We start from the raw sequence: 22,183 nt of genomic DNA on the forward strand, positions 1-22,183 counted from the left end.
AAGAACAAGATGTCTCAACTAAAAAGACTGTCCGGCCAAGGACAGTCCTTTACTTTTTGACGTATGATCCGTTTTCATGGGTATGTTTTTTTGGTAATTCATTGTCTTATAATTTTGTTGAGTCTGACGATGCAAATTTCCGCCGAATGAATGTATTATAAAAATTATTTAAATTGTATTTTTATCAGAATAATCATGGTTTGTTTTTTTGGACAAAAATTCCGTTCCTTTGCATGAAAGTCACTCTATCCTAATGAAAAAATCAGAAGCCACCCGCCTGAATATTCTTCAGAAAGCATTTGAACTCATCTATGCTAAAGGTTATCAGACCACCAGCGTTGATGAGATCATTGCGACGACGCAGGTGACCAAAGGCGCCTTCTATTATCATTTTAAAACAAAAGATGAAATGGGGCTGGCGATCATTAATGAACTTCTGAAAAACAACTTTAAAAGCACTTTTATAGAACCCCTGGAAAACACTGAAAATCCATTGGAAAGCATATATCAGCTGATGTACGGGATTTTAGTGGAAAATGATCTTCTGAAAGTTGAATATGGCTGCCCAACGGCTAATTTCACTCAGGAAATGGCTCCCTGGCACCTTGATTTTACAAAAGCATTGAACGAACTTGCCGGACAGTGGGAAAATGCAATGATCACCTGTATTGAAAACGGTAAAAAGACGGGTACCGTAAAACAGAATGTGAATGCAAAAGAAATTGCTGTTTTTGTGATGTCCGGATATTGGGGCGTGCGGAATTTAGGAAAACTTGAAAACTCAAAATCAGTGTATATTATTTATTTAAAGGGACTTAAGACCTACTTTAAATCATTGGAATAATTTTTTTATCAAAAAACATACTAATTAGTATGTTTTTATTATACCTTTGGTGCGTTCAAAAAAGTTACTCATGTATCAGACCCTTACCTATTTGCACTCCACATTCCGGTGGATCGTTTTGTTAAGCCTTTTGTATGCTCTGTGGAGAGCTTTCAGAGGACATTTTTATCATAAATCATTTTCTAAAACAGACGATTCAGTAAGGCACTGGACCGCCACCATTGCTCATATCCAGTTGATCTTTGGAATTATACTCTATGTTAAAAGTCCAGTTGTAAAATATTTCTGGAAGAATTTCAGTGAAACCAGAACATCGTGGGACCTGCTTTTTTTCGGGCTGATCCATATGCTGCTCATGATGACTGCAATTGTGCTCATCACCATTGGTTCTGCCTTAGCTAAAAGAAAAAATACAGATCGGGAAAAATTTAAAACAATGCTCATCTGGTTTTCTATTGCTCTGGTTGTCATTTTCATAGCTATCCCCTGGCCATTTTCTCCTTTTGTTAACAGACCTTATTTCAGATAACGATGATAGATTTATTAAAAACAAAAATCGGACGCCTAAGAATTCTGGCTATTTTAGAAGGGATCTCTCTCTTAACCTTAGTTTTCATTGCCCTTCCTTTGAAGTACTGGCTGGGAAATCCTTCTCTGGTTAAGATGATAGGTCCTATTCATGGAACTTTATTTCTTCTTTTCCTTTTCAATACTTTAAGCGTAGGCGTTGAACAGCATTGGAAATTTAAAGAAACGACCTGGAAAGTCATTCTGGCATGTTTTATTCCTTTCGGAACTTTTTATATTGATAAAAAAATTCTCAGCAGATTATGAAAAATGTATTGATATTATGTGGAATTATAGTCACTGTATATGTTATTTATCGGGTTTACAGATATCAGACCTTAGAGGACGGTTTAGAACTACTCATTAAAAAAGACGCTGTTATTCTGGATGTAAGAACGGAAAAAGAATATGCAATGGAACATATCAAAGGCGCTGTCAATATTTCTTTAGGAACCATAAGAGAGAGATACACAGAACTGGATCCAGACAAAACCTATATCACGGTTTGTTCCCACGGATTGCGCAGTGTAAAAGCTGAACATATTTTGAAAGAAAAAGGTTTTAAGCATGTCCATAATGGTGGAGCGTGGAGTGATCTTCAGGTATTGATAGAGAAAAAAATTCAAGATAGAAATGATTGAAAGTTTCCTTGAATATCCGTGTCAAGGTTTAAAACCATGACACGGATGTCTTCCACCCCATCAATCTTTTTTCCAGGAAGTCCGACTAAATAGTATTGTCTTTCATCCAGACCACTTTCTGTTCAGAATGATGCTCCATACCAATGATATCTCTGTACAATTCCGGCCTTCTTGCTTTGACATATCTGCTTCCACCTGCCTGGGTAAGTTTTTCTGGAGAAATCGTAACGCTTTCAAAACTGTCGTCGAACGAACGGCATTCCGCAATGATATCTCCAAAAGGATCAATGATCATTGAGCAGCCGTTTTTCAGCTGATCGTCATCCATCCCGACAGGATTTGAAAAAACCACATAAATTCCGTTGTCATAGGCTCTTGCCGGCAGCCATTTCATCAGCCAGTCTCTTCCTTTCATTCCGTCGAATTCCAGACGAAGCGAGGTAGGATCTGCTTCCCTGTTCTGCCATAATTCCGGATCTACAAATCCTGCTCCCGGCCTTGTGGAAGGCGTACACATAGTGACATGCGGCATAAAAATAATATCGGCTCCCAAAAGCCTGGTTGCCCGCACGTTTTCAACAATATTGTTATCGTAGCAGATCAGAATTCCACATTTCCAGCCTTGAATATCAAAAATACAGTATTCGTTTCCAGGCGTAAGATGAGGATTGATGAAGGGATGAAGCTTCCTGTATTTAGCTTTCAGCCCGGTTTGATCTATACACACATAAGCTTTGAAAATATGATCATGTTCATCCTTTTCAAAAAGACCAGCCAATATCGTGATGTGATACTGAGTGGCGATTTGCTGTAGCCTTTGAATGCTTTTTCCGTCAGGGATCAATTCTGCAACCTCCAGAAGCTGCTCTTTTGAAAGATTTCTGGCAAAAGTATAGCCTGTAATGGAACATTCGTGAAAAGCAATCACCTGCGAACCTTTAGAGGCCGCTTTTGCGGCTAATTTCTCTATGACTGACAGATTGTATTCTTTGTCTCCGCTTTTATTTTCGAATTGTGCTGTTGAAATTTTGAGATTGTTCATCTTTTTTTTCTGCAAAACTATCATTCAGACAGAATTGAGGATTGTAAAAAACCGACATTCTTACATTATAACTCAATAAAATTGATCGCCAGCTTATTCTGAGTCTTCAGATATTGGTTCGGCGTAAGTCCGATATGGCTTTTAAAATCTTTAATCAAATGAGACTGGTCGGTGTAGCCTGCTTCATCTGACAACGCTGCAATACTTTCACCAACTGTATTTTTATTCATTAAATCAATAAAGTGATGAAGCCGGATGATACGTCCATATTTCTTAGGCGATAAACCGATATAATCTTCAAATTTCCTTTCAAGATGACGTTCAGAGTATCCCGTGAACTGTTCCAGCTCTTTTGAAGATACGGAACCTTTATTTGCAAGCATCATTTGCTGAACAGCTTTGATCAGCCCATGATCAGAATTGATATTTCCCGACAGAAATCGGGTAAAGTAAATATTCAGTTGAGCAATAATCATTTCAGGATCAATTCCTGCTAAAAGGTCTTCCTGAAAAACCAGCAATTCATTCTTCAAAATATCTTCAGCAGAAATAATTTGATTTTTGGCTTCTTTTGCAGAAATTTTAAGAAGAATATTAAAAAAATAAGGTTGAAAAACCACTGCTAGCATAGAAAATGAACCTTCGGCCATAAAATCTTTATATCCTGCCGGCTGTCCATAAAAAAAAGAAGATGGAATGTGATGTCCCGGGTTAGCATACAGATTCTGACTGCCGGACAAGATCAATCCTGTGCTGCCATCTGTAAATAATCTTAAGCTTTTACGCTCACTGCCTGCATTTTCCAAAAAGATATAATGCCGGATGTATGGTGATAAATGCCTGGGTGGCTGAATCTGCATTCCTCAAAATTACGCAAAATTCTGTAGAATAAAATATGCATATTTTATGATTTCAAAGAAAAACTTTAAGCAGTAGTACCACAAAAATAGGCTGTTTGGTCAGGTATTTGAATGTTTTAATTCATAATGACATTGAAACTTCCATTCCAGAAGCCATCAACATTTATTTCGTATTTAAAATCAATCATTAAAATATACTAATATGTCAACACAAAACTTAACTCATCTGGAAGCTATTAAAAAGATCCAGGAACTTTCTGAAAAAGCAAGAATATGCATGTTCTGCACCGAGCTTGAAACGGTTCCTGTCAATTCACGTCCGATGTCCCTTCAGGAGACAGATGACAGTGGAAATTTATGGTTTATCAGCAGCGGAACAAGCAACAAGAATTTTGAGATTAAAGAAGACCGCAGAGTACAGCTGTTTTTTATGAATAACAGTGATTCACAATATCTTTCGGTTTACGGAGAAGCTTCTGTTTATAAAGATAAAGCTACCATTGAAGATAAATGGTCTCCGATGGCTAAAGCATGGTTTGACGGAAAAGATGATCCGGATGTGACCATCATTCGTGTAGAACCAAAAGAAACTTATTATTGGGATACCAAAGCAGGAAAATTGGTCAGCCTTTTCAGCTTTGTTGCAGCAGCCCTTACCGGCATTAAAACTAACAATGCAGACGGCGTAGAAGGCAACGCTACTGTATAAATAAAATATGGCTGAGAGATCTCTCAGCCATATTTTCTGTAAAATTAATAGTAAACTGACCTTAAAATCTGGTGATTAATGCTTTCGAAGCCACCAGATTTTTTTATTTTTTGATCTCCTCCATAGAGGCTCCAAAATTGATATGCAGAACATTTCCATTGGACGTTACCAGGGCAGGAACTGACTTTACGCCTGCATTTTCAGCTTCCGCAATTCTATTTTTGTCATTTCCTAAATGTACAAGGTCTACATTTTCAGCACCGATAAGATTAACAATGTCATGCTCCGCGCTTACGCATACTGAACATCCTGCGTAATAAAAAACTGGTTTTTTCATAAAATTTAAATTAATTTAAAACGGTTTTAATGATATTTTTAAGTTCTTCTGTGTCTTTTTCAGTCAGAGGTTGCAACGGACTTCTCAAGTTTCCACCTTCTTCTCCTAAAATATTCAGGCCTGCCTTGACTGCTCTTGGCAACCCTTTACTGACTATAAATTTCAGGAGATCAAACTGCTGGTAAAAAACATCTTTTGCTTTCTCAAGATTACCTTCTTCAATTGCATGATACAATTCAATAGTAAGCTCCGGAATCAGATTGGGAGCGGCTGTACACCATCCTCTCGCCCCTGCTGTAAATGCGGCTAATGCCAAAGGATTGGATCCGTTGTAGAAGGCTGTTTCCTCACCGAGTTCTTTCCTTAAGTAATGCATTCTCTGGATATCTCCTGTACTTTCCTTAATCATGGTCACGTTAGAAATCTCCAGCAATCTTTTCAGAAGGGCTGGCGACATATCTACTCCACTGGTTGCCGGATTATTGTAAGCCATGATAGGAATGGAGATTTTGCGGGCTACCGCATCATAATGAGCAACGATCTCATCATCGGTAAGCTTCCAGTAGCTCATGGGAATGATCATCACGGCATCTGCTCCTGCTTTTTCAGCGAATCGGGCATGATGAACGGTTTTTTCGGTCGTCAGGTTTGAGACGCCCACCAGTGTGGGAACTCTACCTTTGGTTTGCTGTATGGAAGCTTCCGTTATCGCTTCTTTTTCCTCGTCAGAGAGATACGGCATGACGCCTGTACTTCCCAACGGAGCTATTCCGTGGATTCCGGAAACGATTAATCTTTCTACCAGCTTTTTAAAAAGGGTAATATCTACTTTTTCATTCTGGTCAAAAGGTGTAATAGGATATGCGATGATTCCTTTGAATGGAACATTTTTCATATTTATTGATTTAAAATTAAATGATGTGCTAAGATTAGGGATTAGGGATTAGGAAAGATCTTTGGTTTTATACTGAGAATGGGGTTTGTTTATTATTTTATGATTTAATTAAATCACAGATTTAGCCAAAACTTTAAACCTAATCCTTTCATCCTATAAATCTCTTCCTTCTTCTTCTCTAAGGGCGACCCCCAGATTTTGCAGTTGCGGTGCGTTTTCGCATGCTAAATATTTCGCAGGTTCTGTATCGCTGAGATTCTGATGTTTATGCCATGCCCATGATGGAATGTAAACCGCATCTCCCGCTTCCCAATGCACTCTTTCATCTTCTACTTCCGTCCATCCTTTTCCTTCAATGACATACAGTACGGTTTCGTAAGTATGACGGTGTCTGTTGGTTTGCTGGCCTGGAACCAGTCCACCGATGGTCATACTGACATTCTTACTGGGAAGATCTACGAAGAAAACCGGATGTTTTCTTTCTGCTGAAAACTGGTTATGTTCGCCGGCATTTTCCACATTTTTATGAATCAGATGGCTGGGCTTTACATACCGGGGGCTTGCAAATGTTTCGTGAAAATCTTTTGAACTGAAATCTTTTTTGTCCATGATGTTTTACATTTAGATTGGTTGGTTGCATTATTGCATGACAAAATTATCTTATATTTGGACTGTTTAAATGATTCAGTTTTTATATAAACAGGTAGTCCAGATGATTCGTCCTTGGAAATTAGAATTTGAAATAGATAAAACACTTGAAAAGGCAGTGTATCTGCAAATTGCGGACACCATTATTGCCGATATACGGTCCGGAAGACTCCATGCAGGAGATGCGCTTCCCGGAAGCCGGAATATGGCATCGATTTTTAAGATCAACAGGAATACAGTAGTAGAAGCTTATCAGGTTCTGATCAATGAAGAATGGGTGATTTCTAAAGAAAGGAAGGGAATTTTTGTATCGGAAAAGCTTCCGGTTTTACAGAATAGGTTAGGCAAAGGAAATCCCGACACCGAAGAAAACTCAATGATTTCCCGCAAATCCCTGATCAATTTTGACGATGGACATCCGGATAGCAAAATAGCTCCCGTGACAGAACTTGCCAGAGCATACAGGCAGATCTTTAACCGGAAAGCCAGGTGGCAGATGATGGGATACGGAGATGAACATGGTGATGCAGAGTTTCGGAAAGCTATTTCCCAAATGCTGAACCATCAGCGGGGAATGCATATCCGTGAAAATGAAATTTCAATCACCAGAGGAAGTCAGATGGCGATGTTCCTGACTGCTCAGTGCCTGTTAAAAACCGGAGACGGCATCATTGTAGAAAACCCGGGATACCAACCGGCATGGAAAGCTTTTGAGTATGCAGGAGCAAAACTTCTGCCGGCCTCAGTAGATAATGAAGGGATTATCATTGAAGATATCCAAAGACTTTTAACAGAAAATAAAAATATAAAAGCAATATACATAACACCTCACAGACAGTACCCTACGACGGTTACTTTAAGTTTAGCAAGAAGGCTGGAATTAATAGAACTTTCAAACAAACATGGAATCACCATCATTGAAGATGATTATGATAATGAGTTTCACTTTGGGTACCGTCCTATTCTGCCTGTTTCAAGTTTTACTGAGCTGAATAATTATGTTTATGTAGGCACATTGAGTAAAGTAGTCGCTCCGGCTCTTCGCATTGGCTATCTGGTATCCAAAGATCCCGAGCTGATCCGGAAAGTCGGAGATTTAAGAAAGATCATTGATGTTCAGGGAGATGTAATCATGGAGCAGGCCGTTTTACAGTTAATTAAAGATGGAATTGTAAAAAAGCACATTAAGAAGGCAACGGCTCATTACAAAAACAAAAGAGATTTTGTTTACGATCTTTTGGAAAAATATTTGAAAGGTATCTCCAACTTTACATTGCCTGAAGGAGGTCTTGCTTTCTGGATCGTTCCCAAAGAAAACCTGGACTGGAAAATCGCAACCTCCTTATTGCTTGAGAAAAACATTGCTATCATTCATCCAAAACAATACAGTCACGATACCATAATCAACGGATTCAGGCTTAGTTATGGCTCCTTATCTGAAGAACAACTGGAAGATAGTATAAAAATCATCGCTGATGTTCTGAAATCTCAAATCAGCCAGATGAGATAAAAATCGCTTCAGGTTTTGATTAAAGCTGCTGGCATAAAGGTGTCTTTTTAAGACGGGTTAAAATCTCAGTAAAATTAGAAATTAAAAAATCTGCTCTATCTTCTACATCCGCGGGAGATTAAAATAGACTTTTTATATTCTATTATTCCCGAAGATTCAGCTGATAAAGCAGATTCGTATGGCTTGTATCACGTGATTTTTACTCCACTTCAAAAATAGCCTGTATCTCAACGGAAGAATTGACAGGAATAGACGAAGCGCCCAAAGTTGCTCTGGCATGTTTTCCTTTTTCTCCCAGAATTTCTACGGTCAGGTCTGATGCTGTATTCATCAAATCTGCATGTTTTGTATAGTCATCTTTCGTGTTGAAAATTCCGGTCAGCTGCACACATTGTCTTACTTTATTAAGGTCACCGCCTACTGCTTCCTTTAAAACTGCTATAACGTTAAGCATTGTGGCTTTTGTAGCTTCCTTTACCTGCTCTTCATTGACATCAACACCCAATTTCCCGGGATTTAAGATTTTACCCTCTTTTAAAGCTACCTGATTAATGAATACCAGATTTCCGGAACGGACATAAGGTTTATAGTTTCCTGCTGGCTGAGGAACTTTTGGAAGGGTAATATTTTTTTGTTTTAAAAGAGCATTGATATCATCAGACTTTTCCACAGCAGCAGCTGTTGTCAGTTTTTTACTGAAGCTTCCTTTCAACGCCAAAGCTGTTTTAGCAAAATTCCTTCCCTGAAGCTGTGCCATTGCCCGTTCATCTTTTGTAGGTCTTTCAACATCTTTCAGCGATGCCATGCTGGTTACCCCTAAAACTGTATTTCCCTGAGGAATTGTTTTGTTGATACCTTCCGTACCCCTGATTCCATTGGAAACCAATACCATTCCATGAACAGATAACGTATTCCAGAAAGCATTCAAAGCCAATTCTTTTCCCGCACCGCTTCCTGCTGACATAAAAACGGTTGCAGGCATTCCTTCCAGCGCATGATTCATCCATAAATTAACGGTCTTAGATAAAAACTCACTCATTCCGGTACTCATATTTCCGAAATACACAGGGGACCCGAAAGCAATTCCGTCATAAGATGGCAATTCATCCACTGATGCTACAGGAATATTTTTCAATTTTGGATTTTGAGAGTCTTTAACCTGTTTAATCACGGCTGTAGCACTTCCACTATTTTCAATGCCGGATGCCAATTCTTTCGCCAGTTCATAAGTCCCCCCATTGTCTGAGTGAATGAGGACCAGTATTTTAGCTTTATTGTCTTGTGCCATGATCGTGGTGATTTTTAATAATAAGATGAATACAAAAACCGTACTTAGTTTTTTCATTTTTAATAGATAAATAATTAACTATACAAAATTAGTATTGTCGTTTTTATTAAATTTGCCAAAAATTCTATGCAGAACGACATCGTAAAATGCGGTTTAAAGGAAAAAACAAACAGCAACCTGGTAGATACTATTGGCAAGGAAGCGTATGTCTGGTGTGAGAAAGACTGGAAACATGATGATCATGAACATGCTCACCAACGGGCACAGCTTACTTTTGTAGAAGAAGGCTACCAGTATTTTCATATCGATCAGAAAATTTATCTGGTTCCTCAATACCATGTCATTTGGATTCCTTCAGGAAAAGCGCACAGAATTACTTCAGAAGCAAAAACTGTCAACTTAATGGTTTTTCTTTTCAAAACTGTTTTTGAGGATGATTTTTACCAAAATGTGCATGTTTTTGCCGTTCCCTCTGTTTTAAAAGAAATGCTTCTCTATGCATCCAAATGGAATCAGCTGACAGAAGAAGATGAGGAACAGGACTTGTTTTTTAAAGCCATTTTAAAAAGTCTTCCCAATTTCTGCAGAGAAAGCAGTTATCTTGAAATTCCCGTTCCGTCTGATGCCAGGCTTATTCCTGTCTGTACTTATATCAATTCTAATTTTAAATATAGTCTGAATGCAGATGAACTGGCAGAAAAAGCACAAATGTCTGTGCGCAGTCTGCAAAGAATATTTAAGAGTGAAACCGGAATTACGCTTCAGAAATACCATCAGCTTGTGAGAATCCTGAAGAGCATAGAACTTATTGACGGTGGGCAGTTGACGTTAAGCCAGATTGCTTACAAAGTAGGGTATCAAAGTTTATCGGCTTTTACTTCTTCCTATTATTCGATCATGAAATCTAAACCGAGGGTGAAGAAAATCAATTAAGCAGTTTCGTCATGGGCCCCATCTAAAGGCTTAGATTCCGGACAACATTTTTCACGGAGCCAGATGGATAATACAGCGATTGAAAAAACGGCTAAAAATTCACTTTGCCAGTTCTCAAAAGGTTCAAACCGGAATCTGGAATCCGATATATACCGTAAGGATGGATTTATTGGTAAAGTTCAGGAATTGGATTCCTGAACTTTGATCCTTCTATTCTATATTTTCTTAAAAATTTATTTTAAGATCAACAGTTGATTGATTTCACTTTTAAAACATCCGAGAATGAATTCTGTATAATACATCTGAGCGTTCAGTGCCTGAGTTTTGGGATGAAGTTCCAGTTTTTTGGTCAAAATGATTTCCCCTTTATACGAAAATGAAAAATAGGCAAAGATTTTATACATTGAATTTCGTATCGGAGTGAAATAGCCAGTGGTGGCAATTGACCAGTCCGTTTCAAAGAGTTTGGCAACATTGAGAGCCATAGTTCGTGCTATGTTTTCAGAGACACAGTCACATTCTTCAGCTTCTGCCTTGTCTACGTTCAGTAATTTTACTTTTTGGGGAAGAGTGTAAGTCGTCATCCCACCTTTGAAAAATAGCGATGCGTTGGGCATTTGCGAAAAAGCAAGCTGAAGGCATCCCGAGGTAACGCCTTCTGCTACTGAAATCGTTTCACCAGCCCTTAAAATAGACTGGCTTATATATTCTAAAAGATTTTTCTGGAATTCCATAATGATAAATATTTAGTGAGTGTGAAGGGTGTATTCTTAAAGTTTATGCATTTCTTTCCTGTTCGAGATCCCAGACTCTGTGTCCGGAAACTGCTTTTATAAACTGATTGACAGGATTATCATTGTCCCAGGTAATTACAGCCGGATCATCATGTTTTTTGGCAGCTATATTACTCCGGTTATACAATTCTTCTGTTCCCGCTCCAAAATAAATTGCTTTACAATGCCTATACGATTCATTGATGAACTGCAACACATGATGTCTATTCTCAGGATCCAAAAGTTCTTTGGTTGATTTTTCTCCCGCACTGATGTATAATGCATCAAAACAAACACTGGCAATACTCGTGAGAGAATGTTTTGGAGTAAGGCTTGATCCGTCCTTGGTTTTAACAGGCGCTACACTTGGTGCAATAAGTTCCACCGTGGCGCCTTCCGATTCCAGTTTTGACTTTAAATCGTTAAGTGCACTTCCATCTGTACCATTGGCTATGATGAAACCTATCTTTCTGCTTTTGATGGTATCTTTTACCGTGTCTTTCATACTCAGGGCATCAGACTGCTTAGTTTTAGGCTCTATTTCTGCGCTTTGAAGTTCAGCTGCGTTCGCATCTGCAGGTATGCTTTGGTTAGGTTCTTTTAATTTTTTTACTTTCACGCCTATTTTATCAGCTACTTTTTGAGCCAGATTTTTATCAATAAAGACAAGTTGTCCTACTACTCTTTCTCTGATTTCCGGTATATTTACTTTGGAAAGTTCGAAAATAAGTGCATTCTGAAGATGGGTCTTTTCAGGAACCGACTGACTGTTGTAAAACAATTTTGCCTGAGAATAGTGGTCTACAAAACTCTGACTTCTTTTTCTGACTTTTTCTCCGGAAACTCTTTCTTCCTGAGAAACAAATCCTCCTTCGGACATCATTGCCTGAAAAGGACATCCTCCTCCCATAGAATTCGGTTCATAGCTTACTTTTCCTTTTACAATCTGCTGTCTCATATGTCCGTCACGCTGATTATTGTGAACGGTATTGATCGATCTGTTGATTGGGATTTCATGAAAATTCGGTGATCCAAGTCTTGACAGTTGGGTGTCGGTATAAGAAAACAATCTTCCCTGAAGCAAAGGGTCATTGGTAAAATCAATTCCGGGAACAAGATGTCCGGGATGAAATGCTACTTGTTCAGTTTCTGCAAAGAAGTTATCGGGATTCCTATTCAATGTTAAAGTTCCAAAGAGTTCCACGGGCACTTCTTCTTCGGGAATCAGTTTGGTAGGATCCAGCAGATCAAAATCGAATTTGTGCTCATCTTCTTCCGGAATCAGCTGCACCCCAAAATCCCATTCAGGGAAAGCTCCGTTTTCAATAGCTTCCCACAAATCTCTTTTGTGGAAATCAGGATCTACACCGGAGATTCTCTGTGCTTCGTCCCATGCCACGGAATGAACGCCTAATTTGGGTTTAAAGTGAAATTTAACGAAGTGAACTTTACCTTCTTCATTAATAAATTTGAAGGAATGGACTCCAAAACCTTCCATCATTCGCAAACTTCTTGGAATGGCTCTGTCGCTCATTACCCACATGATCATGTGCATACTTTCGGGCATCAGTGAAATAAAATCCCAAAATGTATCATGTGCTGATGCAGCCTGAGGAATTTCATTGTCCGGTTCGGGTTTCACGGCATGAATCAAATCCGGAAATTTGATCGCGTCCTGAATGAAAAAGACGGGAACATTATTGCCCACAAGATCATAATTTCCTTCTTCGGTATAAAATTTAATAGAAAATCCCCTTACATCTCTGGCCAGATCAGTACTTCCTTTACTTCCGGCAACTGTTGAAAACCTTACAAAAACAGGTGTTTCTTCACCTACTTTGTTTAGAAATTTTGCTTTGGTGTACGCCTTAAGACTTTTGTTCAGCTTAAAAACACCATGCGCTCCTGAACCTCTTGCATGGACTACTCTTTCGGGGATCCTTTCGTGATCGAAATGGGTAATTTTTTCCCTTAAAATGAAGTCTTCCAGCAGTGTTGGTCCGCGGTCGCCGCCTTTTAATGAATCCTGGTTATTATTAATTTTTATCCCCTGGTTAGTCGTCAGTTTTTCATTTTCATTGGAAGTACTGTGGTCATCCAGTTGGTCTAACTTTTTATTCTTGTGAGAATCGTTTTTCATATCAATTTTATTTTGGTGTGGTGTAAAGGGTAAAAAGTCAAACAATATTGTACACGGATTATTCCGGATTTGTTCTGTCTTTTTCTAAAGTGTTTAAAAGTTTATTGAGGTATTCTTCTTCTTTCAGTACTTTGTAATACGCTGTTTTAGCATATAAAGTGAAAGAAGAGTTTTCTATTTTTATTTCTGCACCCCTGTGAGAAGGAGAGCTTGTTTTTTCGCCATGATATTCGCGGATGTTTAAAATATAATCTTTGATATACGTGTCCATCACATTTTTAAGAATATCACATTGAGCATTGTTTTTTATCTTCTCCAATGACTTGATCAGAAAAGCAGTCACTCCGTATGAATTGATAACACTTGGAAATAAAGATTCATTCTCTATCATATTGTTTTTATCATTCAGACCGGAATATTTTAAAGTGTCGTTTTCAAATATCATATTCAAAATGGTTATTAGTTATCGGAAATTTTTAAATATTTCTCAAAATAATGAAGATCTTCCTTGTCTTTGATTGAGAGATAGAACATCACCTGTTCCGGTTCTTTCAATCCGATGCTGCTAAAACTGTCAAAATGAGCAATCAGGGCCTGAATATTTTCAATCTCGATGTCTTTTAGTATCACAAATAATAAAAAGATATTATCCTTTATTTCTTTGGCATAAACAGCTGCGCCTTCTTCAAAGCAGTTTCCTTTATTAGCTACTCTGATGAAGTCTTTATGCTTCAGAGTTTTCACTATTTTCTGACAATCCATATTTCTGAGTAATCATGGTTTATATACTTCCGGCAGGATGATCAGTTGGTATCATCCGGCAGGAAACGATTTTTCTCATTTCAATATTGATATCTCAGAATTGCGGTTACGGTAACCTCCAGTATTTTCAACTGAATTTTTTATGAATGAATATGGAGTGATGTATTGCAACCCGGCCTGGGTGGAAATCTGATAGTCCAATCCTGAAAGCCGAAAGCTTCCATGCCGCCCGTACTAGGGTCTTAAGAAATGTATTGAAATTTTGATCTTTCAAATGTACGTCAGAATAATTCACTTTTTTATGACCTGAATCATATTTGAACTGATGTCAATAGACAATTTTTCGGTTTTCTATTTTTATATTTCCTTCTTTCTCCATTTTTTTCAGTGCTCTGATGACCGTTTCTACACGAAGACCCACCAGATTGGCAATCTGCTGACGTGTGAGTCCCACCTTAAAACAGCTTCCACAGCTGTCATCGTGATAACTTTTAAGATAATCCAAAAGCCCTTTAAGTCTTGAAGCAGGATTTAGAGAGGCCATACTCTGAAGCATAATCGCTTTAAAATACAATCTTTGAGAAAGACAGGCATTCATTTCCAAAGACAAATGAGGATGTTTTTTAATGAGCTCAACAAAACGGTCCTTGGGAACTCTGATAATTTCTGATGCTTCTATACATACTGCATTGGTAGGATAAAATTTATCTAAAAAAAGCATTGAATCTCCAAAGCTTTGTTTTCCTCCAAAAATATTATGTATAAATTCTTTTCCTTCATCGTCATAATTATTAAGCTTCACTTTTCCTTCCCTGATCTGGAAATAATAGAGCGCATGGTCTCCTTCCCTGTATACGAGTTCACCTTTCTTGTATTTTTTGATGTCTCCTCCGGATGAATATAACAGCTCATCGTCAATATTCATGCAGCTTATTGTTTTCATAAGTATCTCTTTAAAATATGTTCAATAAAAAATAGTGAAATTTTATTACTGAAACCGCTTTTTACCATACAATCTTTCAATCTTTAATTTGAAATTACTGTATTGTTTTGGTTCTGCTTCATAGTTCTTCAATCTAAGTTATGATTGATGACACCAATACTATTATCTTAAGCATCAATATCTTTCTTTTTAAAACTTATCTTTTTGAACCTGTTTCTAATTTACCCTATGCAAATACTGAACCTTAATGATTAGACTAAATGTTAAATAAAGTTAAAATAATTATCAGAATACACAATAATCAAATTACAAAGTAAATATTAAATATAAAAACAGTCAATAATTTAAAACATTGATAAATTCGGATTTAATATACAAGAAATCTGTCCTTGCAAACATCGAAAGGATATTAAAACCCGCTCTAACAAAAAAGCGGGTTGATAAAATCTATGACGGGAAAAATTACTTTTTGATGACCTTCGCTGTGTCCATTTTTGTTGACGGTGAAGTGTTTGCGTTATGCATCGTATCAGCCGGCATAGGAGCAGCGAGTGAGTCTGCAGGCATTGTATCAATAATGACACTGTCTGATTTTGTCATCGTTTCTACTTTAGTTTCCTTTTTGCAGCTTAATACAGTTAAGCCTAAAAGCATGAGTAAAATGGTAAATTTCATAACTGCTATATTTTGTAATGTGCTTCCAAATATAATCCAATTACAAAATGATAATTGATGATTACGATCATAATCATTTACTTTGGTTATTTTGCAAATTTCTTGGTTCCGGCAACACATAAGATTACCCCTATGGTAACTCCAAGCATTCCCATGCTTACCTGCTCATGAAGGAAATACGCCGCCAGACCCAATCCGAAAAAAGGCTGTAATAACTGCAATTGTCCTACTGTAGCGATCCCTCCCTGCGCCAAACCTTTATACCAAAATATAAATCCTATAAACATACTGAAAAGAGAAATATAAGCCATGCCAAACCAACCCTTAAAACTAACGGTCTCGATATGATCCGGAAAATAAATAAAAAAAAGAGGAACCATAATGGGCAATGCCAAGACCAGAGCCCACGAAATCACCTGCCAGCCGCCTAATGTTTTTGATAGTTTTGCCCCTTCAGCATATCCCATTCCGCATAAGATCACAGCAAGCAGCATCAGAATATCACCGACAGGAGAAGCCAAAATTCCCTGCGAAAATGCATATCCCACTACCAAAAGGCTTCCTATGATAGAAAATAACCAAAATATGGGATGAGGCCTTTCTCCTCCACGGAAAACTCCAAAGACCGCAGTGGCCAAAGGAAGCATTCCCAAAAACACAATGGAATGTGCAGAAGTCAGATACTGAAGGGCCAATGCGGAAAGAAGCGGAAAACCAATGACGCAGCCAATAGATACCAATACTAAAGGGAATATTTGTTTCTTCTCAGGACGTTTCTCTTTGTAGATCAATAAAACAGAAAGTGCCAGAACTCCTGCAATAGCTGCCCTGGCAATGGTTACAAAGATTGGACTCATTTCCATAACAGCTAATTTTGTAGCCGGCATTGATCCGCTGAACAGCAGTACTCCTATAAAGCCGTTAATCCATCCGCTTACACTTTCGTCTTTTGATATTGTATCAGTTACCATTTTACTATTTTTTTTATGAGTCAAAATTATAAAGCTGAAATGAATAAACACAGTCTCAGTTTTGTATATTTGCATGAGCACAGTTAGAAAAAATGAGCAAAGAATTTATCTATACAGAAATTGCAGAGGGAATCGCTTCCCAGATCAGAAATGGTGTCCTGAAGCCAGGAGACAAGCTTCCTTCCGTGAGGATGATGTGTCAGGAACATCAGGTGAGTATGAACACAGCGAAGCGTGTATTTCTGGAACTTGAATCCCAGTCTTTAATACAGTCCAAACCACAGTCCGGATATTTTGTCAGCAGGCTGATGTCTGTCAAGCTGCCTCTTCCGGAAGTAAGCCGCCCTTCTCTGATGGCCAATAACGATGAACCGGATGAACTGATCAGCCGAGTTTATGAAAATATGGGTAAAAAGGGAATCACTTTTTTCTCTATCGGAATTCCTTCCGGAGATCTTCTTCCTCAGGCCAAATTAAAAAAAGAAATCATCCAAGCCACCCGTGAATTAAAAGATGGCGGAACGGAATATGAGGAACTTCAGGGAAATTTAAAGCTTCGAAGAATGATTGCCGTACGTTCCCTGCAATGGGGAGGAAATCTTAATGAAAATGATCTGGTTACAACGAATGGAGGAATGAATGCCTTGTCCTTCTGCCTCATGGCTTTAGGTAAGCCCGGTGATACCATAGCTATCGAAAGCCCTTGCTATCCTGGTATTCTTCAGCTGGCCAATGGGTTGGGCTTAAATGTTCTTGAACTTCCCACGCACCCAACGACGGGTATTGAAATAGAAGCTTTGCGAAAGGTAATTCCACAGATTAACCTGTGTTTACTGATTCCTAATTTCAATTCACCCTTAGGAAGCTGCATGCCGGACGATCATAAAAAAGAAATCGTAAAACTTCTGTCTGAACATCATATTCCACTCATTGAAGATGATGTTTACGGAGATCTTTACTTTGGGTCCAGCCGGCCGAAATGCTGTAAATCTTTTGATGAGGACGGAAATGTTCTGTATTGCAGTTCAATCTCAAAGACGCTGGCTCCGGGCTATCGCGTAGGATGGATTGCTCCGGGAAAATACAAAAAAAAGATTATGAAACTGAAACTGCTTCATTCAACTTCCTCTATTTCTATTGTGAATGAAGCTGTGGCCAACTTTTTGAAATCCGGCAGATACGAAAAACACCTCCAGCAAATGAGAAGGGCTCTTCAGAATAATTATCAGAATTATGTACAAACGATCGCGGATTACTTTCCAGACGGCACAAAAATCAGCCGCCCACAGGGTGGACTCTCTCTGTGGATAGAATTTGACAAAAAGATCCGAACCACTGAACTGTATGATCTGGCAATAAAACAGAACATCAGTATTGCTCCCGGCAGGATGTTTACCCTACAGGATCAGTTTGAAAACTGTATGCGCCTCTGTATCGGGCTTCCATGGACGGAAGAGACCAGATTATGCCTGCAGCAGGTCGGAAATCTTGCGAAAAAATTATGATATTATTTATCCGGGACGAAGTTTTTTCTGGCCAGTTCTTTTCTTACGCGGCTAAGACTCTCAGGTGTGATTCCCAAATAAGAAGCAATCATCCATTGGGGAACTCTCAGGAGAAGGTCCGGATACATTTTGATAAACTTCATGTATCGCTCTTCTGCGGTCTCGCCGAGTAATGAATTGATTCTGTTCTGAAGACTTCTGATATGCTTCTGCAGTAAAAAATCACTTCTTTCGATGCTGTTGGGAAACTGTTCTACCAGTTTGTTGAAGAAATCGGGGTGCAGAAACAGAACTTCCGTATCTTCCACCGCTTCTATATAGTAAATGGATTTCTCGTTAAAATAAAGACTGCTTCTATCAGAAATCAGCCAGCTTTCAGGGGCGAACTGTATGATGTGCTCTTTTCCATTCTTGTCGATGGAATACATCTTCAACAATCCCTTTTCCACAAAGAATATATGCCTGCATATTTCACCATATTGTAAAAGAAACTGATTTTTAGGTATTTTCTTTACTTCATAGTGTAAACTGCACATGTTCACCTTTTCTATAGGAACATTGAGTACTTTAGCTAAATACGTGTTAATATTCTTCATTATACAACCTGGCTTATGGATATATCTTCGTGTGAAGAACTGTCAACCACCTTTCCATCTTCTATGATGATCAACTGCGGGCTTTCATGCCTGATTCCAAGATCTTCTGCAATCTTATTAGAGATCAGTCTATGTTCCAGCAAATCTAGATAATATAAATCAGGTTTTTGATCTAAACTATCTATTTCTCTTTCAAAGTTTTTCAATACTGTACTGCTGATGAAGCATCGTGTTGAATGCTTGAAAATAGCAATTTTATGGTGATACGAAGCCTCTATTGCCTTCGCCAGATCTTCGGAAGATTCTATTTTTTTCCAGAAAGATTTACGTTCAGGGGCTTCTTCTTTTCCTCCGAATATTTTATCAAAAAAACTCATACATTAAATTGTTTTAAATGATGATCAAGATGTTTGTATTCTAAAAATCCCCAGTCTTTTTCAGTCATTGTGCCGAATAATCTATGGTGATCCGGAAGTGCCTTGTTCTCAGATACTTTCCGGAAATCCTTCAGTGAATTCAGCAGATTGGTTTTTGATTCATCAAAATCACACTCAAAATTAACGATTAGTTTTTGAAAAGTAGGCATGTTTCGGGGAATTCCGTTATTAAACATCTGCATTTCTATTTTGGTTGCTGCTCCCACTGCCCTGAACAAGATATTGATTTCGGGAAGTTCAATTTTACCTAAAGCGACCTTAAGAACAAGCTCACAGTGTTTTAACATCTGTGACGCATTCATTCTTCCCCATTTTCGGGGAGCATTGTCGTCTAGCATGGAAATTCTGCTAATAATTTCTTCAAAGTGAAGTGGATGATGCAGACTCTTTTTTACCACCCTTTTTCTTTCTTGAGGTTTTCAATATGAGCAAAATGATGATGGCAATGCCAAACATAAAGGGCGAGATAATTTCTCAGATCATAATCCTTATTCTGTTCAGGGTGATGAAAGGTTCTTTCAAATTGTTTATTCGTAAGAGTTTTGAGCAAAGCTGCCCATCTCTGATGTGTTCCTTTGATCATTCTCATCGCAGGTTTTACAGGCATGCTGACACTGTCCTGAAGTTCTGCCCATTTTGCTTCATCATAAGGTCGGATCGTTGGATTGTCTTCCGTTAATGCCAGTTTTAAACGAATGAAACTGTTGATATGGCTATCGGCGATATGATTGACAAGCTGCCTTACCGTCCATCCTCCTTCTCTGTAAGGAGTATCCAACTGATCATCAGAAAGGTCTTCTATTAAGTTTTTAAGCTTTTCAGGAAAGTTTTTGATCACCTTAATATATTCATCAAGTTTGATATCGCAGATGTTCTCAGGCTGTTGGTACTCGCCTATCGGAAACCTTTTCTGTTCTAAGTTGCTCATTGTAGTAGTTTTAAATTTTAATACTGCAGTATAGCCCGGTTATTATTTTTTTGGACATTTTTTTAAGTAGCAGGGGATGTAAATTTATCAAAATTTCAAGAATCTAAAATGAAAAAAGCGTTAATTATGCTCTTTATCATTTATAAAATCAGAAGGCAGCTGCCAGAAAAAAGTTATCGCTAAAAAAAGCTTCAATTCTGTAAAAATTGAAGCCTTTATTATTTACATCTATGCATTAATATCCATGAAGATCAATTCCTTCTGTTCTCTGCAAGGTTACTTTCTTACCCATTTTCTTCTGAATCACTCTGAAATGCTGCAGTTCATCATCCGTAAGAATATTGATGGCAGTTCCTTTTTCGTTGGCACGGCCTGTTCTACCAATGCGGTGAATATAGTCTAATGGAGAACGCGGCAATTCATAATTGATGACACAAGGCAACGATTCGATATGAATACCACGCCCAATTAAGTCTGTAGCCACTAATATCTGAGCGCCATTGACTTTAAATTCTTCCAGATTGTTTCTACGGGCGCCTTGCGATTTCTGACTGTGAATAGCAACTGCTTTAATTTTATTTTTTTTAAGTTTCTCTACCAAATTATCTGCAGATCGGGTAGAAGAAACGAAGATTAATGCTTTTTCAACCTTCTTCTCTTTGATTAAATATCTTAAAAAAGGACCTTTGTTTTCCGGAGAAACGTGATACGCCAATTGCTCAATGTGATCTATTTCTACTTCATCCTTTTTGATTTCAATGATTGTAGGATTAATGGATAAACGTTCCTTCATTTCTGAAACTTTATCATTTAAAGTCGCCGAAAACAAAGTTGTTTGCTTCACCACAGGCATCAAACCGAAAAGCTTATTCATTTCTTCTCCGAAACCAAGCTGAAACATTTTATCGGCTTCGTCAATCACCAAATGCTGAATCCCTGAAATACTCAATGCATTGTGATCAATTAAATCCAATAAACGGCCCGGCGTTGCAATAAGAACTTCTACCCCAAACATTCCTTTCATTTGCGGATTGATAGAAACCCCTCCATAAACCGCCATTGTGCGAATCTCACGCTTCAGATTTTCTGTGAAAGCTCTGAAAACTTCATCAATCTGAATGGCTAATTCACGGGTAGGCACCAATATTAAAACCTGAACATTACGATCTTTTTTAACTTCTGCATTTTGCAGTTTTTCTAAAATAGGCATGACGAAACAAGCCGTTTTTCCGGAACCTGTCTCGGCAATTCCCATCAAATCTTTTCCCTGCAAAATAACAGGAACAGCCTGCTCCTGAATAGGAAATGGCTTCAAATACCCTAATTTGTTGACAGAACGAATAATATTGTGTGATAATCCTAACGACTCAAATGACATAAAAATACTTATTTACTGCAAAGATAAGCTATTGATATTTGGTTTAAAATTTTATATTGCCGATTTGTCCGATAATTCAATTTTGGACAATTTTTTGAGTATTTTTATCCAAAATTCGAGAAATCTAAATATGAAAAAAGCGTTAATAATCGTAGATGTACAGAATGATTTCTGTGAAGGCGGCGCATTAGCAGTTCCGGGAGCAAATGAAGTGATCCCTTATATCAATCTTTTGATGGAGGAAAATGAATACGATCAGATCGTTCTCACACAAGACTGGCACCCTGCTGATCACAAAAGTTTTGCCAGCAATAACAATAGAAAAGTAGGAGAAAGCATAATCCTGAATGGTGTTCCGCAGTTCATGTGGCCGGATCATTGTGTTCAGGGAACTTTTGGAGCAGAATTTCATAAAGATCTGAACCGGGATAAAGTCACCCATATTATTCAAAAGGGAAAAAACACAGAGATCGACAGCTACAGTGGTTTTCAGGATAACAACCACTTTATGAAAACGGGGCTGGATGATTTTTTAAAATACCACGACATCCAGTTGCTTGAAATCGTAGGACTTGCTCTGGATTACTGTGTGAAATTTACATGTACGGATGCGGTCGCCAACGGCTATGTTACCTGTCTGCATTTCAACGGGACAAGAGCTGTAAATGTGAAACCGGATAATGGCAGAGATGCTATTTTTGATATGCTACAGAAGGGAGTGACGATTTTAGGATAAAGTTGATCATCCTTTCACTCATCAACTTTAAAATGATAAAAAGGACGTGGAAATGTATTTTCTGC

Annotated in this window: 28 protein-coding genes; 9 read left to right on the forward strand and 19 right to left on the reverse strand. The window is 38.1% G+C overall.

The features are described 5' to 3' along the window. Positions 1–253 precede the first annotated feature (253 nt). The 4 genes from EG346_RS19070 to EG346_RS19085 all read left to right on the forward strand — a co-directional run bounded on the left by EG346_RS19070 (position 254) and on the right by EG346_RS19085 (position 2,052). Entirely contained in the window at positions 254–844 is a 591-nt protein-coding gene (locus EG346_RS19070) for a TetR/AcrR family transcriptional regulator (protein ID WP_123880834.1), read from the forward strand. Between the two features lie 70 nt (positions 845–914). Further along, positions 915–1,373 (forward strand): hypothetical protein, encoded by a 459-nt coding sequence (locus EG346_RS19075; RefSeq protein WP_123880836.1) that lies wholly within the window; start codon positions 915–917, stop codon positions 1,371–1,373. A gap of 2 nt (positions 1,374–1,375) precedes the next feature. Next, a complete protein-coding gene (locus EG346_RS19080) occupies positions 1,376–1,678 on the forward strand; it encodes a DUF3817 domain-containing protein (protein ID WP_073334602.1) in 303 nt (100 codons plus the stop codon). Further along, on the forward strand, positions 1,675–2,052 hold the full coding sequence (locus EG346_RS19085; protein ID WP_123880838.1) for a rhodanese-like domain-containing protein: 378 nt from the start codon (positions 1,675–1,677) through the stop codon (positions 2,050–2,052). The genes EG346_RS19080 and EG346_RS19085 overlap by 4 nt, the downstream gene beginning before the upstream one ends. Before the next feature lie 85 nt (positions 2,053–2,137). Here the strand turns inward: EG346_RS19085 and EG346_RS19090 are convergent, their stop codons facing one another. Further along, positions 2,138–3,094, reverse strand: coding sequence for a nitrilase family protein (locus EG346_RS19090; protein ID WP_123880840.1), 957 nt, complete (start codon positions 3,092–3,094; stop codon positions 2,138–2,140). A gap of 65 nt (positions 3,095–3,159) precedes the next feature. Then, positions 3,160–3,954, reverse strand: coding sequence for a helix-turn-helix domain-containing protein (locus EG346_RS19095; protein WP_123880842.1), 795 nt, complete (start codon positions 3,952–3,954; stop codon positions 3,160–3,162). Between the two features lie 202 nt (positions 3,955–4,156). Here EG346_RS19095 and EG346_RS19100 point away from each other — a divergent pair, with 202 nt between their 5' ends. Then, on the forward strand, positions 4,157–4,663 hold the full coding sequence (locus EG346_RS19100) for a pyridoxamine 5'-phosphate oxidase family protein (protein WP_073334605.1): 507 nt from the start codon (positions 4,157–4,159) through the stop codon (positions 4,661–4,663). 103 nt (positions 4,664–4,766) lie between these two features. On the opposite strand, the gene EG346_RS19105 is transcribed toward EG346_RS19100, so the two are convergent. From EG346_RS19105 to EG346_RS19115, 3 genes are all read right to left on the reverse strand, one after another. Further along, the gene (locus EG346_RS19105) at positions 4,767–5,000 is read right to left on the reverse strand and encodes a thioredoxin family protein (protein ID WP_123880844.1); all 234 of its coding nucleotides are present in this window, start codon (positions 4,998–5,000) and stop codon (positions 4,767–4,769) included. Between the two features lie 10 nt (positions 5,001–5,010). Continuing rightward, entirely contained in the window at positions 5,011–5,895 is an 885-nt protein-coding gene (locus EG346_RS19110; RefSeq protein ID WP_073334607.1) for a dihydrodipicolinate synthase family protein, read from the reverse strand. 153 nt (positions 5,896–6,048) lie between these two features. Then, positions 6,049–6,504: a cupin domain-containing protein gene (locus tag EG346_RS19115; RefSeq protein WP_123880846.1), complete on the reverse strand. Its 456-nt coding sequence runs from the start codon at positions 6,502–6,504 to the stop codon at positions 6,049–6,051. A 103-nt stretch (positions 6,505–6,607) separates the two neighbouring features. On the opposite strand from EG346_RS19115, the gene pdxR reads away from it, so the two are divergent. Further along, positions 6,608–8,053, forward strand: a complete 1,446-nt coding sequence (gene pdxR / locus EG346_RS19120; protein ID WP_123882796.1) for a MocR-like pyridoxine biosynthesis transcription factor PdxR — start codon at positions 6,608–6,610, stop codon at positions 8,051–8,053. 199 nt (positions 8,054–8,252) lie between these two features. On the opposite strand, the gene EG346_RS19125 is transcribed toward pdxR, so the two are convergent. Beyond that, the gene (locus EG346_RS19125; RefSeq protein WP_123880848.1) at positions 8,253–9,398 is read right to left on the reverse strand and encodes an Atu1372/SO_1960 family protein; all 1,146 of its coding nucleotides are present in this window, start codon (positions 9,396–9,398) and stop codon (positions 8,253–8,255) included. A 69-nt stretch (positions 9,399–9,467) separates the two neighbouring features. Between EG346_RS19125 and EG346_RS19130 the strand changes: the two genes are divergently transcribed. After that, entirely contained in the window at positions 9,468–10,274 is an 807-nt protein-coding gene (locus EG346_RS19130) for an AraC family transcriptional regulator (RefSeq protein ID WP_123880850.1), read from the forward strand. On the opposite strand, the gene EG346_RS25430 is transcribed toward EG346_RS19130, so the two are convergent. The 8 genes from EG346_RS25430 to EG346_RS19165 form a co-directional block, all read right to left on the reverse strand. Then, positions 10,271–10,444 carry a DUF6766 family protein gene (locus EG346_RS25430; RefSeq protein WP_317048632.1) on the reverse strand — a complete coding sequence of 58 codons (174 nt, stop codon included), beginning with the start codon at positions 10,442–10,444 and terminating at the stop codon, positions 10,271–10,273. The genes EG346_RS19130 and EG346_RS25430 overlap by 4 nt on opposite strands. 63 nt (positions 10,445–10,507) lie before the next feature. Beyond that, entirely contained in the window at positions 10,508–11,008 is a 501-nt protein-coding gene (locus tag EG346_RS19135; RefSeq protein ID WP_073334611.1) for a CinA family protein, read from the reverse strand. 43 nt (positions 11,009–11,051) lie between these two features. Next, positions 11,052–13,187 carry a catalase gene (locus EG346_RS19140; RefSeq protein ID WP_164466231.1) on the reverse strand — a complete coding sequence of 712 codons (2,136 nt, stop codon included), beginning with the start codon at positions 13,185–13,187 and terminating at the stop codon, positions 11,052–11,054. A 58-nt stretch (positions 13,188–13,245) separates the two neighbouring features. Beyond that, positions 13,246–13,632: a hypothetical protein gene (locus EG346_RS19145; protein WP_073334613.1), complete on the reverse strand. Its 387-nt coding sequence runs from the start codon at positions 13,630–13,632 to the stop codon at positions 13,246–13,248. A 14-nt stretch (positions 13,633–13,646) separates the two neighbouring features. Then, positions 13,647–13,931 (reverse strand): hypothetical protein, encoded by a 285-nt coding sequence (locus EG346_RS19150; RefSeq protein ID WP_128124856.1) that lies wholly within the window; start codon positions 13,929–13,931, stop codon positions 13,647–13,649. 346 nt (positions 13,932–14,277) lie between these two features. Then, positions 14,278–14,892: a Crp/Fnr family transcriptional regulator gene (locus EG346_RS19155; RefSeq protein WP_228426135.1), complete on the reverse strand. Its 615-nt coding sequence runs from the start codon at positions 14,890–14,892 to the stop codon at positions 14,278–14,280. Between the two features lie 462 nt (positions 14,893–15,354). Continuing rightward, entirely contained in the window at positions 15,355–15,567 is a 213-nt protein-coding gene (locus EG346_RS19160; protein WP_123880852.1) for a hypothetical protein, read from the reverse strand. An 86-nt stretch (positions 15,568–15,653) separates the two neighbouring features. Continuing rightward, the gene (locus tag EG346_RS19165) at positions 15,654–16,538 is read right to left on the reverse strand and encodes a DMT family transporter (protein ID WP_073334616.1); all 885 of its coding nucleotides are present in this window, start codon (positions 16,536–16,538) and stop codon (positions 15,654–15,656) included. Positions 16,539–16,630: 92 nt separating this feature from the next. Here EG346_RS19165 and EG346_RS19170 point away from each other — a divergent pair, with 92 nt between their 5' ends. Then, positions 16,631–18,043: an aminotransferase-like domain-containing protein gene (locus EG346_RS19170; protein WP_073334617.1), complete on the forward strand. Its 1,413-nt coding sequence runs from the start codon at positions 16,631–16,633 to the stop codon at positions 18,041–18,043. A 2-nt stretch (positions 18,044–18,045) separates the two neighbouring features. Here the strand turns inward: EG346_RS19170 and EG346_RS19175 are convergent, their stop codons facing one another. The 5 genes from EG346_RS19175 to EG346_RS19195 all read right to left on the reverse strand — a co-directional run bounded on the left by EG346_RS19175 (position 18,046) and on the right by EG346_RS19195 (position 21,382). After that, complete coding sequence (locus EG346_RS19175; RefSeq protein WP_034730236.1) at positions 18,046–18,639, reverse strand: Crp/Fnr family transcriptional regulator; 594 nt, start codon at positions 18,637–18,639, stop codon at positions 18,046–18,048. Then, entirely contained in the window at positions 18,639–19,016 is a 378-nt protein-coding gene (ytxJ, locus tag EG346_RS19180; protein ID WP_073334618.1) for a bacillithiol system redox-active protein YtxJ, read from the reverse strand. The genes EG346_RS19175 and ytxJ overlap by 1 nt, the downstream gene beginning before the upstream one ends. Beyond that, complete coding sequence (locus tag EG346_RS19185; RefSeq protein WP_228426137.1) at positions 19,013–19,474, reverse strand: DUF1569 domain-containing protein; 462 nt, start codon at positions 19,472–19,474, stop codon at positions 19,013–19,015. The genes ytxJ and EG346_RS19185 overlap by 4 nt, the downstream gene beginning before the upstream one ends. Further along, complete coding sequence (locus tag EG346_RS19190; protein ID WP_073334620.1) at positions 19,468–20,004, reverse strand: YfiT family bacillithiol transferase; 537 nt, start codon at positions 20,002–20,004, stop codon at positions 19,468–19,470. Before EG346_RS19190 ends, EG346_RS19185 begins: the two co-directional genes overlap by 7 nt. A gap of 235 nt (positions 20,005–20,239) precedes the next feature. Then, positions 20,240–21,382: a DEAD/DEAH box helicase gene (locus EG346_RS19195; RefSeq protein ID WP_073334621.1), complete on the reverse strand. Its 1,143-nt coding sequence runs from the start codon at positions 21,380–21,382 to the stop codon at positions 20,240–20,242. 130 nt (positions 21,383–21,512) lie between these two features. On the opposite strand from EG346_RS19195, the gene pncA reads away from it, so the two are divergent. Further along, positions 21,513–22,118 (forward strand): bifunctional nicotinamidase/pyrazinamidase, encoded by a 606-nt coding sequence (gene pncA / locus EG346_RS19200; RefSeq protein WP_123880856.1) that lies wholly within the window; start codon positions 21,513–21,515, stop codon positions 22,116–22,118. Positions 22,119–22,183 lie beyond the last annotated feature (65 nt).

Source organism: Chryseobacterium carnipullorum (genome assembly GCF_003815695.1).
Lineage (GTDB): Bacteria > Bacteroidota > Bacteroidia > Flavobacteriales > Weeksellaceae > Chryseobacterium > Chryseobacterium carnipullorum.